Source organism: Rhizobium sp. S163, assembly GCF_030380805.1.
Taxonomy (GTDB): domain Bacteria; phylum Pseudomonadota; class Alphaproteobacteria; order Rhizobiales; family Rhizobiaceae; genus Rhizobium.
Map to the genome: position 1 here is coordinate 35,317 of NZ_JAUDSA010000014.1, position 13,133 is coordinate 48,449.

Below are 13,133 nucleotides of genomic sequence, written 5' to 3' on the forward strand. Positions count from 1 at the left end.
CTGGGATTGAGCCTCTTGTACTCCAACCCTTCTCCTTTCGAATTTTGTGGGCAACGAAAGTGCCGCCCTTCAGGCGCGAAAACGCTTGGGACCTTAACCCCGAGAATAGCTATAAGGCGCACGGGCATCCTGCACCTCAGTAACTGCCGCGCGAACGCAAGACCGCAGGTATCGTTCTGATCAGAATGGCGAGATCGCCCAAGATCGTGCGCTCGCGAATGTAGCGAACATCAAGCTGCACACGTTCGCCATAGGTCGTTTCATTGCGCCCACTCACCTGCCACAACCCGGTCAGGCCAGGTCGAACCTTGATGTAATCGGCATAATGAACGCCGTATAGTTCGGCTTCGCCAGCGGCAATTGGTCGAGGCCCGACCAGGCTCATATTGCCAAGAATGATGTTGAGGAGTTGGGGAATTTCGTCGACACTGCTCTTGCGCATGATCGCCCCGAACGGCGTGACACGCGGATCCTTGCGAAGTTTGCGCGTCGCGTTCCATTCCTCTCTGCTGCGGGGATTGTCAGCGAGGTGACGCGTCAAAACCTGATCCGCGTTGATGACCATGGTGCGGAATTTCAAACAAGCAAACATCACGCCGTTTTTGCCGATGCGACGGTGCGCGATAAAAACCGGCCGGCCCTGCAACATCAGCACGATCACAATGAGCATTGCGATCATAGGCAGCAAGACCACCAGTCCTGCCACAGCCAACGTTGTATCGAGAATATATTTGGCAACACCGCCAAGCGCTGAGCCGCTGCCTCTTTTGCCGATCCCAAGCTGCGGAGCACTCTCCAGCCGCAGTTGAGTTTTATTCGAACGCCCGAATTTTCGGGAGAAATCTATTTCCCTCATCCGCGTACTCCCAAATAGCATAACTGTGTACTATTAGATGGACTGTGTACTGTCTGGTATGGAGAATGCCAGGCTGGGCTAGCTCAATAACGTTAACAATTGTAAATCGAATTGACAATAAAATAAACGCGTAGCACTATCGCCAAGTGCATTGCGGGTATGTGGCGAGGTTTTATCGCTCTAAGTTCTTATCTTTACATGGATACAACCTCAGCCAGAATATATCATAGGCATAAAGTACTTTTGTACCGCTTTACACGCTGCAATTCCGGATATGTATTTTGTGGGGTGTCGCGTGCGTGTAGCAATCATACATTATTGGCTGGTGGGGATGCGCGGCGGCGAAAAGGTCCTCGAAGCGCTGTGCGATATCTTCCCGGACGCCGACATCTATACGCACGTATGCGATCTACGTGCTATTTCCGACGCCCTGAAATCGCATCGGATCGAAACCACTTTCATCGGGAAGCTGCCCTACGCGAGCAAAATGTACAAGCGATACCTGCCGCTGATGCCGATGGCACTCGAGCAAATCGATCTTAGCGCCTACGACCTTGTCATTAGCAGCGAGTCTGGACCTGCCAAAGGGATCATCCCCACGTCACCGGCGCTACACATATGCTACTGTCACTCGCCTATGCGCTACATCTGGAACATGTATAACAGGTACTACGACAGTTCCGGCTTGATGACGCGTATGATGATGCCGCCGCTTGCCCACTATCTAAGGACTTGGGACGTCGCGACAGCAAACCGAGTCGATGATTTCGTTGCCAATTCAACGACCGTCGCCCATCGCATTCGCAGTTACTATCGTCGTGAGGCGTCGATTATACATCCGCCTGTCGACACCTCGGCTTTTGGTTCTGTTGCGCCATCGGAGCTCGGTGACTACCACCTGATGGTCGGTGAGCTTGTTAGTTACAAGAGACCGGAGCTCGCTGTCGAAGCGTTTAATCGTCTGAAGATGAAGCTGGTTGTCATTGGTGGCGGAGAAATGCTCGAACATCTCAAGCATATCGCAGGCCCTACTGTGACAATCCTCGGCTCTCAGCCGTTCGAGGCTCTGAAGTACCATTATGCCCGCTGCAAGGCCCTGATTTTTCCAGGCGAGGAGGATTTCGGGATCGTGCCAGTGGAGGCCATGGCGAGCGGCCGGCCAGTCATCGCCTACGGGCGCGGAGGCGCCACCGAAACTGTGATCGCCAACAAGACAGGTGTGTTTTTCAAGGAGCAGACTGTCGAAGACATCGCCGACGCCGTTCAGCGAATGGACAGACTGGATTTCAATCCTGCCGATGCGGTTTCGCGCGCCTCGGATTTTCGGCGTGAAGTGTTCGCCAACCGATTTCGTCATTTCATCGAGCGGGCAACAGGGACCGAACTTGCGGTTTCTGCATAAGCCCAACAATGGTCCCGGGTATATGGAGTAACGCATGTACGGAGATGCACTGCCCCAGTCAACAGGTCGCCGGCAACTGTGGTCGAGAGTAGCCAGGCTCTTCGCCTCGCTCTCGGTGGCCATCGTTATTGGCCATGCGCCTGCGAACGCAGCTGAGGACTACCGGCTGGGGCCCCAAGATGCTGTCAAAATCAGAGTATTTGAGTGGCGTCCAAGCACTGGCGTTCCCTTCGAGTGGGTGCCGTTAAATGGAGAGTTCGCGGTCTCTGCAGCTGGAAACCTCTCGCTACCCATCATTGGAACCATGCAGGCTTCCGGCAAAACCGTGGAAGAAATCTCCAATGCAATTTCCGATCGCCTGCAAAATCAGGTCGGACTGCAAAAGAGACCGACAGCCTCGGTCGAAATCTCGTCGTACCGGCCGCTTTTCGTAACCGGGATGGTGACGACACCGGGAAAGTATAATTTCAGCCCAGGACTGACCGTGGTTCAGGCCCTCAGCATGGCAGGGGGCATCGGCCAGTCAGATTCCAACATGATCGGTTTACAGCGCGACGCTCTTTCAGATCGTGGCGAACTTGGCGCGCTTGAAGGCGAGCGATTTGAACTCATCGCTCGTCAGTCGCGGGTCGACGCGACCATCAGGGAGGCCTCCCAGATCGAGTTTCCCAATGAACTTACTTCGCGCAAAGGCGAAACAGGTATTGATCGCATGATGAATGAGGAAACCGCGCTGTTCGATACACGGAGGCGCTCCATGAATACTGAGATCGATGCCCTTGCCCAATCCAAGGTGCTGGCGACGCAGGAGATTTCCGCCCTTAGAGAGAAAGCTGCATCGATCGCAAAGCAGATCGCTCTTGCCAACAAAGATCTAGGCTCGGTCAACAAGCTGATTTCACAAGGTTTGACGGTGTCGGCCCGCCAGCTTGGCGCCACCCAAAATGTGGCCGATCTGGAGAGCCGCAACCTCGATGTTTCACTCGCCATCCTAAGAACAGAACAAAATCTGGCGAAAGTCGACCAGGACATCGGGGATGTCAAAAATCGTTATCGCGTCGCTGCTCTTACGGAAGCGGCGGAGTTGCGGGATCGCTTTGCATCGAATGCCAAGCGATTGAAGACAACAAGCGCTTTGTTGAGAAATCTTGAGGTGCGCGCACCTGCAGCAATGCTCACCTTGGAAGAAGACAACGCGCCCTATGCGTTCGAGATAACTATCAACAGGGTTGTCGATGGAAGTAATCAGACCTTGATCGTGAGCGACAATGATCCGGTAATTCCGGGCGACGTCATACGCGTAGACCGAAGGGAGCGTGACAAAGGTGTGGCCAAGTCTGACAGTAACTGATTGTTTGCAGTTTCAACTGGATTCTTGACTGGCCTTCAGAGAATTTTAGCTTCCCTGTGTCACCGATATGCCCAACTTTTGGTTGATGGTTGCGAGATCGGAGAAGCCTATGGGTTGGGCTATCGCAGTTTGCTTTGTGATCGGTGCGGTTTGCGCACTGCGCCTGCCTGTCTTGATTTTCGCCTTGATTGTTGTCGTCGTGATCGCGGCGTACTTTTTTATTGGCATCACTGCGGGCTGGGAAGTCATCCATACCCTTGCCTGGAGTGCAGTGATTGGCGTGGCGCTGGAGGCAGGATATCTTTTTACCCACGGCGCATTTTACGTGCTGTATGTACGAAGCGCGAAGAAAGGCCGTGCTCACCAACAAATCCAATCGAAGTACAAGTCTGAATAACGCTCAAACTGGGCTCCGATAATTCGATCACGCTGTTTATTTATTCTTGCATTCCGCGCCGCCGTCCAGCAATATTTAATCGCGTATGCACCATTGGGTTATTGTCGCAAGACGAGATTGCCCAGTCCCGAGATGCCCTGCCATTGGCCCAAAAGGACCTTGTTATGGGAGTGAGTGCCGCCAGCTTCGAACAGAACAACTCGTCGTCGGTACAACGCCGAAAGATCCTCTATATTCAACCCGGTACGCAATCTTTCGCCGGCATCGAACGTGTCGTCGACACGATCTGCTGCAGCCTTTCACAAAAGTATGCCGACGATTTCGAGGTGGAGGTACTCTACACTTCCACCCACGAGAACAGGCCAACGAAGACCGAATACAACGCAATCGATCGACGGCCCCGCGGCAGGCTTCAGTTGATGCAGACTTTTCGTGATGTCATAAAGGCGAAGCACTACGACCTCGTGGTCGTGCCGCAAATCGAGCCAGCCGTCATAGCAATGATTTCATGCCTTGGTATCCGCAGGAATTTCGCGGTCCATCTCCATGGCAACCCAAAGCGCGAGTGCAGCCACTTCAAGGCAAAGATACTCTTTTTCTTAATGAAGAACTTTTTTCTTGCTCGTACCTCTTATGTCTTTGGGACCTCACCGCGGCAGCTGGCATCTTTCCGTGAAATGTTTGCAAGCAAAACCCCGCAATGTTGGGTGCCAAACCCCGTGCGAAAATTCGATGGCGTCGAGGCGGCGACCGGTGGCGAGCCGGGGTTCGTTACCTTTGTAAATGTCGGGCGCTTCTCATTTCAAAAAGGCCAAGACATTTTAATTCGCGCCTTTGCGGTAGTCTATGCTCAACGCCCGCATGTCCGCCTGAAAATCGTCGGACACGGCTCGGGGGAGGCAGACTTGCGCAATGAGATCGCCCGTCTCGGCCTCCACGAGGTTGTTGCCATAGAGCATCATCCGGACAACCCCCAGCGAGCGCTGTCGGCAAGCGACATTTATGTTTCTAGCTCTCGTTGGGAGGGATGGTCTCTGGCGATCTGTGAGGCGTTACGTTTTGGGCTGCCGGTCATTTCGACGGACTGTGAATTTGGACCAAGCGACATCCTCGTCGATCCAAGGCTTGGTCGCCTAGTCGAGCCTGATCAACAAAGTTCGCTGGTCGATGCGATGATCGATTATTGTGACAACGTGGTCGCCGAAAAAGGTGCGGCCGAATTCCGCAAGTCCTTCATAGACCAGTACAGTGAGGACCAGGTAGTAGACGTCCACGCAAGGGCATTGCGCGCTGCTGCCAGGTAGTGCCGTGTAACTAACCTCCGGGGAATGCCTATGAGCTTGACTTTGATATCGAGGCGAGGGTTCATTTCTACTGCCGCAGCCTGTTTATGGGCAAATCCTGGTGCTCCAGCATTCGCGGATTCTGATGATCCAACGGCAGCACGCAGCCTGGTTTTCGATGATCCGTTCTCAGATCTGGATTGGGCTGTCTGGAATGCTGGGCCGAAAGCGGGGACGTGGGACGCGGGGTTCTACGGACGCTCGGCCTTCGCCCGACGAACAGGCGAAGAAGGCTTTAACCCTTACAGCATCGTTGATGACCCGCAAGCGCAAGACGGCAAGGCACTTCAGATCTCGGCAAAATACATTGGGAAACCAATGTCGGTGCCGGCCTACTACGGAAACAACACCAGCGAATTTCAGTGGATCTCGGGAAACATCCAAACAGGCAGGAAAGACGGCACGGTTACCCAAGGGTGGAGAAAGGGATATTTTGAAGCGCGAATGCTGTTTCCAAGTCATCCACTGACGTGGCCTGCTTTCTGGCTAATGAATGACCATAGCATTCTCGATCCAAAGACGTCCATCGAGCTCGATGTCGTCGAGCATAAGGGCTGGGAACGATCGCAATACGGAAGCTACCTCCATGAGTGGGGGCAGCCGGGCGAGCATCACGAGGGCACGGGAGTTTCTGTTGGCGTTGATCTGACGACAGACTATCGCCGCTATGGCATCCTCGTTGAAGAGAACAAGTGTGTGCCATACTTTGAACGCAAGCCGGTCATGGATACCCGCACTGGAGAGCCTGCCAACTGGCCAATTCACAGGTCCGCAAATCTCGATTTGGATGGCGACACTTTTTGGCCCTTGCTGACACTCGCAATGAGATCAGACATCCCTTATCCATCGGATCTGAGGGAAGACCAACTTCACACCCACATGCGGATTGACTACTTCCGCGTATACAGTTGAGCTCGCAAACTGTTTCCGCAAGCAGATACAGTCGGTCATATCGATGCGAATAGCTTCCAAATCATTCAGCCAATACGAGCAGAGAGTAACCGCCTAATATCCTGACTGTGAGATCCGGGCTGAGAGGATAAAGCAACTTTCTTGGTAGGCTCATCAATTTGCTGCTGAAGGCTTGCTTCGGCAATTCGATACGACTTGCCGTATACATGTGATCGACGACGGAATATCCGCAGTCGTAAAGGGTAGCCAGCGCGGTCTCTTTGAAGAAATAGTGGAGATGCCCGACGTTGCGCCGGAGATTGGTGATCGGCCAGCCCCTGATTACCGACTGGACCGAAAGGTCCAAGGGAATGTGAAAGATCTTGTAGCGGGCTAGCGGCCGCAGTCCCTTGATAAATGAGATGTAGTCTTCCACATGCTCGATGACATCGGCGACGACAAGGACGTCATAGCGGGCAGTCTGATCGCTGAGAATATCCTTCAAATGGAACGAAACATTGTCGGTCGCCTTCAGGCGTGCCCTGTGATAAGCGTTTGGTGCAACCTCGTATCCGTCAAACTTTGCGTGAGGATATGAACGGCTAAGATTTAACAGTATCTCGCCGGTACCGCATCCCACTTCGCACAGGCTCTCAAAAGTCAGATTGTTTCTGGCAATAATTTCGGCGATCTGCTTGGCCTTCCACGGAGAGTCTTCCTCATGCCATGTGGGGTTCAGCTCAGCGTACTGATTGGAGGTATAAATGCTTTGCAACGCTAACCTCCGCGAAAAGCCTTTAGTGCCAGCCACGGCGAAGACGTTGCTCACACAGAAAGGCGGGGCGGCCCAAGGAACATCGAGGAACACCCATTAGGTAAAAGGCAGCGATCACGATCGCTTACATCGGACATGATAGCAACACGCTGCAAAAACGTCTATTATTAAGAACATACTTATATTGAATTATAGACGTCCTTTAGATGATATTTTTGATGACGCTCGCTTTACGAAGTTGCGTATGACTGTTTCTGCGCTAGGCATCGCTTGTAATTGAAAATCGCAAATATTGGGTTTTTTGAAGTAATTATTTCGAGGTAACGGCAATGCGTTCAACATTGGCGAGGAGAGGGCTAATTGCTGAGGTTATCCTTTGAATTCGCTGCTACAGGTCGCACGGGACCTCGGCTGATATCTTACGGGGGAAGCGATTGTATCGTTTTCAATAGACGAGCTAACAAGACCTGCAAAAACAAAGAATAGAAGGCCGAGATCGACCGTCGGCCCTACGATGAACGCTCCCACCAGCAGGCAAAGGCAACCATTTCTAGAGGCCGCGCGGGAATCTGATTCAAAAGTTGCGACTGGATCGAGCTTTTTCATCAGGGACATCATTGTAAATAGCCCAAAGAACAGCGTTCCAGGTATACCCACATTTGCCAGAAGTGCCACCAGGAAACTTGACGTTCTGACGGTTCCGAGACCGACACCGAGGCCAAAGGAATCCAGAAAATTCCTGTAACCGTAATAATTCCAGGCAGAGCGGGTTAGACCTGAATCCGAGTTCGCTTTGCTGAAAAGAAGAAGGTCAACATAGTCGTAAATTCTCCAGTAAAGGGCCTCGTCAAGAGCAAGGATCAAACCGGCGACGATGAGAGCAAGTGGGGTGAGTAAGACGATTCCATTGCTTGTGGATTTTCCAACCCCGGCTCCAGAGCGCGACAGAGCCGTTAGGTAAAGAAGGAGCAAGCAGACAGGCAGTGCAAGGAGCCCAGCAGATGACGTTGATCGCAAGACAAGAAAAACGGACGTCGCAAATAGCACGCTGCTCCACAAGCGCAATCGCCCGCAGATTAACATCGTGCCTGTGAAACCTAGTGGCCCGAGAGAAATACCAGCTAGTGCCGAGGCCTCTGGCCATGATCCGACGACGCGTCGAATGCCGGCAACCTCTTCGTTCTCGTGGAATGTGTACTGTGCATTGCGGATGAAGGCGAAGAGATCCTGTCCCGAGGTTCCATGTGTTACCATGTCCAACAAACCGAACGCTGCATTGGCGAAAGCGAATGCCATAAGCCCAATTACCACCGCTCGAAAGCCAGACTTCGTCGCCCCTATCGCACTTATAAGAAGGAAGGCAAGGAGGTCGGCCGATAGGTAAACAGCTTGCGTGAAGTTGCTCGAGACCGGACCCAACGGCGAAATCCCGTCGGTGGATGGGAAATAGGGCGCCCCGAGGGGAACGATTTCCGACATGCGCGCAAGCAAACGCGGCGCAAAGTATCCGGTGGCTATTCCGTAGAATAAGAGACATGCAAGCCAGAAACCCGGTTGTGGACACCTCAACGCACGGAGGGCCATTGAAAACCGCTTTGGATGCGAAAAGGTAGAGATAGACAGAAAGAGGAGAAAAAGATGGGCGGGCTGGACGTTAGCTGAGCCGACCAAAATCGCCGCCGCCGACCCGAGTACTGTGAGCGTAATAAATACGACAACCCCTCGTTCGTGGCCCATTGAAAGGCAGATGAATCCGAGTGCTAACGTCAGTATCCCAATTGGTTCTATGCCCATGGCAAATCACTCGCGAACGATTGGCATGCCATTGCTGCAAAACGGATCGCTTTAAACACACTGCGTACTATACCTGGTCTGGCAGCCACCGGGTACCGTGAGAAGATCGCAGGGTGTATTGCTGCTGACACCGGCTTTATCCCCTTTAAGTTCGGCGCCAAAACTCTGGTCTGGTGTAGAGGACCAGATCCTCCTCCTGCATCATCTTTAAAGTCACAGCGCAACATAGCATACCTGCCGAAATCAGTGACCACGCCAGCGCTGGATGAAAGCTTGTCACCAGCATCGCAAGGATGACCATTATCCCTGGAAACACCACAGATCGTCCGTCTGACCAGCGAAACTTCGCAAACCAAGATTGAAGCGCAACGTCCAGAATAATCCGGAGGCACCAAGCGAGCGCAGCACCTGGCAATCCAAACAACCAGATCAGGCCATAGAGCATCGCTACAAACGGCAGGAGTTCAAGAGCATGGATCTTCGCCACAACATCGGGCCGACCCTGTGACTGGAGGAAGGTCCACGGAATGTAGCCAATGCTGTTGAACCACATTCCAACGATCAGGATTGAAGCTGCCAGATGTGCCTCGTTGGCAAAATCCTTGCCGATCCAAATTTCGAGTGCGGGCTGAACCAGAATAATTGCTGGCACCGAGAGCAGCGCCATCACGTGCGCGACAATCGAAAGAGCTTTCTTACTCAATTCGCGCGCGTCCTTAGTATGCATTGCGGACATACGCGGGAAAACGGCGCGGTTGAACGATGCCGGGATAATTAGAATTTTCGATGCCACACTGAAAGGCACTGAATAGTGTGCGATTGCCCTGGGTCCGAGGGTTGCGCCAATAATCATCTGGTCCAAGCCGTTCAGCAAGGGCGCTATCATGTCAGAGAAAGTAATCCAGCCTCCGTAGGCGAACAGGTCTTTCACGTGACTAAAGCTAGCTTTTATTCGCCCTGCTGCACGCGCCCAGTTGAAGCAGCTAACGCCCAGCCAGCCAACGCTGATGAAGCGAGCGACGACGGCACCCAAAACAGCTAGCTCCAAGCTAGGGCGAATTAAAAACGTCAGAGCGAGTGGCAGGCACTGAACAAGGATTGACCCGACAGACTGTTGCAAGTTCAGCACGAGAAAGCGCTCCTCTGCTTGTAGGCACCCGCCAAATATTCCGCCAAGTAATGAGATTGGAAAGAAAAGCGAGATCAAGGGCAGGGCGCGCAGGATCTCAGCGCGCAACAGCGGATCGACAGTGAAGTATTCTGCAAGCGGCACCGCAATAAGATGGAATACAAAGCATGCGAACACCCCCATGCAAAGGCTGAGACTGCAGGCGGTGTAGAACACGCTCACTCTCACTGAGAGGTCCTGCTTTCGAAGCGCGGACAACCGATACGCGGCTGCTCGAGATAGCCCAAGATCGAATATCCCAAAATATCCGAATGCCAGCCATATGAGCGATAACAGGCCATAGCGCACCTCACCAATTGTTCTGATGTAAATTGGGATCGTAACGAGAGCCGCCAGGATTGGGATCACGCTGCCCGCGAGGTTATAGAGAACATTATGATGTAACCGGGAGGCCGACATCAGGTCGATGGCCTTTGTCGACGAAGTCGCAACAGTCCCGACACACCGTCCCTTACAAAAAGGGGAAATCCCAGCCCGCCATTCGAAATCGGTCGATAGCCCCCACCGGCGATTATCTTGCAAAACGTGAAAGCACGCTTGGCGGTATTTGAGGAGCTGTAAAGTGCAATCCGTTGACGCTCGTGTTCGGCGATCCGTCGCCAGTAAATCGACGCTACTTTCGCTTTGTCGCTATATCGATTAGGTCCCTGAACGCTCGACAATTTCTCCAGTGCCACTGATCGAGATTCAGCGATTTCATCGCGTCTCAGCATTGGGTGAGCCGCCACGCCAATGCGGCGTGCCATCCGATCGACAAATGTGCCCGTTATACTTGGCGTTTGATTGCTGGCGTGACGGCGATATAGGACCAGAGGCTGTGAATCCATTATCGTTCTACCGACGCTCGCCGCAAGGAAGTATATCCACAGATCGTGCGAAAGTAGCCCATCAAACTCAAAGGTGTGACGGCTCCGGAGCGCTGGATCGATGGCTTCGAACAACTCCCTGCGAAAGACCATCGAGAACCCGTAAAAGACGCCCCAAGGCGAAAGGCTCAGAGGGCCAACGATTTCGGTCTTCGTTATGGACTGCGTGAACAGCCCGGTTTCTCTGCCGATACCGTCAATAACCTTGGCCGTGTGGACATGGAGATCGCAGTCATACCGCGAAAGTGCACTCGCTGCTTCCTCGAGTTTACCTGGAAGCCAGATGTCGTCCTGGTCGCAAAACGCGATGAAATCGCCCGACGCTTGACGGGTCGCATTAAGAAAATTCGCACCGTAGCCCAGACGCTCCGGATTGCGGATTACGCGGACCGGAAAAGGCGCTTCCATCTGAAATCTCTGGACGATCGCAATTGTTTCGTCAGCCGATCCGTCATCGGAAATTATGAGCTCTGATGGCATCAGCGTCTGCCGGAGCAGGCTTGCAAGCTGCTCATCCAGGAAGCGAGCGCCGTTGTACGTCGCCATTACAACAGAGACATTCGGCATGCGGCTGAATCTCCCTAGTAGATCTGGGATCTACTCACAGTATCGTCGCGAGATCATGCTGTAAATAGCGCCATTTGTATTTTGATTATCCACGGCACGAATGGGTTTGTATCAGGTTGCATTGCTCGAACACATACGCGCTACTAGCCCCCCCCCTGCATTGTGATTTGTCAGCTCAATGCGCACCCTAGTGAAGAAGTGCTTTGAGCTTCGTTGTGCATCGGATCATTCAACTGGAAGGATTTCCAAATCAGCAGAGCCATGGATCGAAAAATGGTCAGGCTGCGCCGGCCATCTCTTGTTCGCACCTGCATCAACGCGCTGGTTCCCAACAGAGCCCCGGGAGCACCTGATGCCAAAGCCCCCGCGCGGCTGCGCTGACGGGCAGGTCACCGCGCTGGAAGATCAAGACGCTGGAGCTGCAACAACGGATGTTTGCCTCTGTCGCAGCCCCTCGAACACGTACCAGCCATCCCATTGAGAGAATTGCCGGTATACTCTTCGATATCCTCGTCGTTGCAGAAGATCTTCAATCACTGCCTCTGTCTTAGGGTTATTCTCAACTGAAATGAGATCAAAACGACGCTCGAAGCCATAGGCAGAGAGGATGTCCAGTTCGCTGCCTTCTGTGTCGATAGACAGGTAGTTTATGACTTCAGGTGCGTCATACGTGTTCAAGAGATCCTCCAGCGATATCGTCTCGACCTCAATTGCCGCTCCGTGACTACGGATATCGGAAAAATGATCATCTTGGGAAAACTCAGCGATCGAGCTCAATTCAGGATCCGAAGAATCGGTCGTCAGGAACGTCACAGTGGTTTTCGATTTCGATGAGACGCACCGATGGTCGATGTGAGCTATTCTGTTCGATGCCAATTCCAGATGCCAGACGGGGTTGGGCTCGGCCAGTATACCTGACCACCCAAACTTCGTTTCAAGGAGCCACGTGTTGCTGTTCTTCAATCCATTCGTTGACCCAAACTCCACAAAATACCCTCCGTGGACTTCCCCAAGTTCGAAACACACCCACAAATCCTGCAAGATCTGCGCCCTAGACCAAGTTCGCCTAGCGAGACAGTAGCTGAGGAAACGAGCATCCTCGTTCAGGATGAGATCCGCAATCTGCGGCCGATTTAATCGTATGGCATTGAAGAGCATTTTCTGCACAGCAGTGTTGGTGAGCACCCTTTTCAAAGGCGAGACCATTACGGAAAGAGCAAATTTTCTCATATCAAACATAAAATACGTATCCTCCGGCGTTTGTGAGGTTTTGCAGGCTCGTATTCATGAAGTTAGAAAAGATATTTTGAAGAGTATCCGGCAGAAACCGTCGCGAATCAAAGTAAATTTGTGAAGGTTACGCCGCCATAAAACGGCAATGTACTGCCTTGCTCTATGAGCAAGTAGCTGTTGGAATGACCTCTGTCGCGTGGTCGCGGCGATGCGTCTCGACGTTAAGGCGTCAGCGGACGGCGGATAAAGGAGCTCACCAATGCGACTTGCCAGCGCGGCACGTGCTTTAAGCCGGCCGCCTGCAACCCAAAAAGTCGTGGTTCGGCGGGCCCCACATGACGTAGACGGACCTGCAGTCGAGTGGACAGCCCAACTGGTTTCCAGCCGCAGCGCCACTCGAGGTGAGCCTCCTTCATATAGACGTGACCGCGCCTTGCGCACAGCGCTCGTGCTTCGGGCAAGAGGTCCT

11 protein-coding genes are annotated in these 13,133 nt (G+C 53.0%); 5 read left to right on the forward strand and 6 right to left on the reverse strand.

Annotation, left to right across the window (positions count from 1 at the left end; translation table 11 throughout):
• Positions 1 to 136: 136 nt before the first annotated feature.
• A complete protein-coding gene (locus tag QTL96_RS13000) occupies positions 137 to 856 on the reverse strand; it encodes a sugar transferase (RefSeq protein WP_289727941.1) in 720 nt (239 codons plus the stop codon).
• 331 nt (positions 857 to 1,187) lie between these two features.
• On the opposite strand from QTL96_RS13000, the gene QTL96_RS13005 reads away from it, so the two are divergent.
• The 5 genes from QTL96_RS13005 (at position 1,188) to QTL96_RS13025 (ending at position 6,261) form a co-directional block, all read left to right on the forward strand.
• Positions 1,188 to 2,258, forward strand: a complete 1,071-nt coding sequence (locus tag QTL96_RS13005; protein WP_289728153.1) for a glycosyltransferase — start codon at positions 1,188 to 1,190, stop codon at positions 2,256 to 2,258.
• A 34-nt stretch (positions 2,259 to 2,292) separates the two neighbouring features.
• Entirely contained in the window at positions 2,293 to 3,609 is a 1,317-nt protein-coding gene (locus QTL96_RS13010; protein WP_289727942.1) for a polysaccharide biosynthesis/export family protein, read from the forward strand.
• Between the two features lie 109 nt (positions 3,610 to 3,718).
• Positions 3,719 to 4,006 (forward strand): hypothetical protein, encoded by a 288-nt coding sequence (locus QTL96_RS13015; protein WP_289727943.1) that lies wholly within the window; start codon positions 3,719 to 3,721, stop codon positions 4,004 to 4,006.
• 164 nt (positions 4,007 to 4,170) lie between these two features.
• Positions 4,171 to 5,310, forward strand: coding sequence for a glycosyltransferase (locus tag QTL96_RS13020; RefSeq protein WP_289727944.1), 1,140 nt, complete (start codon positions 4,171 to 4,173; stop codon positions 5,308 to 5,310).
• A gap of 24 nt (positions 5,311 to 5,334) precedes the next feature.
• The gene (locus tag QTL96_RS13025; RefSeq protein WP_289727945.1) at positions 5,335 to 6,261 is read left to right on the forward strand and encodes a family 16 glycosylhydrolase; all 927 of its coding nucleotides are present in this window, start codon (positions 5,335 to 5,337) and stop codon (positions 6,259 to 6,261) included.
• Positions 6,262 to 6,322: 61 nt separating this feature from the next.
• Here QTL96_RS13025 and QTL96_RS13030 read toward each other — a convergent pair whose 3' ends face one another.
• The 5 genes from QTL96_RS13030 to QTL96_RS13050 all read right to left on the reverse strand — a co-directional run bounded on the left by QTL96_RS13030 (position 6,323) and on the right by QTL96_RS13050 (position 12,670).
• Positions 6,323 to 7,015 (reverse strand): class I SAM-dependent methyltransferase, encoded by a 693-nt coding sequence (locus tag QTL96_RS13030; RefSeq protein WP_289727946.1) that lies wholly within the window; start codon positions 7,013 to 7,015, stop codon positions 6,323 to 6,325.
• A gap of 369 nt (positions 7,016 to 7,384) precedes the next feature.
• Positions 7,385 to 8,809, reverse strand: coding sequence for a hypothetical protein (locus QTL96_RS13035; protein WP_289727947.1), 1,425 nt, complete (start codon positions 8,807 to 8,809; stop codon positions 7,385 to 7,387).
• A 145-nt stretch (positions 8,810 to 8,954) separates the two neighbouring features.
• Positions 8,955 to 10,397: a flippase gene (locus tag QTL96_RS13040; RefSeq protein WP_289727948.1), complete on the reverse strand. Its 1,443-nt coding sequence runs from the start codon at positions 10,395 to 10,397 to the stop codon at positions 8,955 to 8,957.
• Positions 10,397 to 11,431, reverse strand: a complete 1,035-nt coding sequence (locus QTL96_RS13045; protein ID WP_289727949.1) for a glycosyltransferase family 2 protein — start codon at positions 11,429 to 11,431, stop codon at positions 10,397 to 10,399. Before QTL96_RS13045 ends, QTL96_RS13040 begins: the two co-directional genes overlap by 1 nt.
• A gap of 405 nt (positions 11,432 to 11,836) precedes the next feature.
• A complete protein-coding gene (locus tag QTL96_RS13050; RefSeq protein ID WP_289727950.1) occupies positions 11,837 to 12,670 on the reverse strand; it encodes an FkbM family methyltransferase in 834 nt (277 codons plus the stop codon).
• Positions 12,671 to 13,133: the final 463 nt, after the last annotated feature.

Bases quoted from the DNA above. Each gene is read 5' to 3' on its own strand.
- QTL96_RS13010 (WP_289727942.1), top strand. From the start codon at position 2,293: ATGTACGGAGATGCACTGCCCCAGTCAACAGGTCGCCGGCAACTGTGG.
- QTL96_RS13020 (WP_289727944.1), top strand. From the start codon at position 4,171: ATGGGAGTGAGTGCCGCCAGCTTCGAACAGAACAACTCGTCGTCGGTA.
- QTL96_RS13040 (WP_289727948.1), bottom strand. From the start codon at position 10,397: ATGTCGGCCTCCCGGTTACATCATAATGTTCTCTATAACCTCGCGGGC.
- QTL96_RS13050 (WP_289727950.1), bottom strand. From the start codon at position 12,670: ATGTTTGATATGAGAAAATTTGCTCTTTCCGTAATGGTCTCGCCTTTG.
- QTL96_RS13025 (WP_289727945.1), top strand. From the start codon at position 5,335: ATGCCTATGAGCTTGACTTTGATATCGAGGCGAGGGTTCATTTCTACT.
- QTL96_RS13000 (WP_289727941.1), bottom strand. From the start codon at position 856: ATGAGGGAAATAGATTTCTCCCGAAAATTCGGGCGTTCGAATAAAACT.
- QTL96_RS13045 (WP_289727949.1), bottom strand. From the start codon at position 11,431: ATGCCGAATGTCTCTGTTGTAATGGCGACGTACAACGGCGCTCGCTTC.
- QTL96_RS13035 (WP_289727947.1), bottom strand. From the start codon at position 8,809: ATGGGCATAGAACCAATTGGGATACTGACGTTAGCACTCGGATTCATC.
- QTL96_RS13005 (WP_289728153.1), top strand. From the start codon at position 1,188: ATGCGCGGCGGCGAAAAGGTCCTCGAAGCGCTGTGCGATATCTTCCCG.
- QTL96_RS13015 (WP_289727943.1), top strand. From the start codon at position 3,719: ATGGGTTGGGCTATCGCAGTTTGCTTTGTGATCGGTGCGGTTTGCGCA.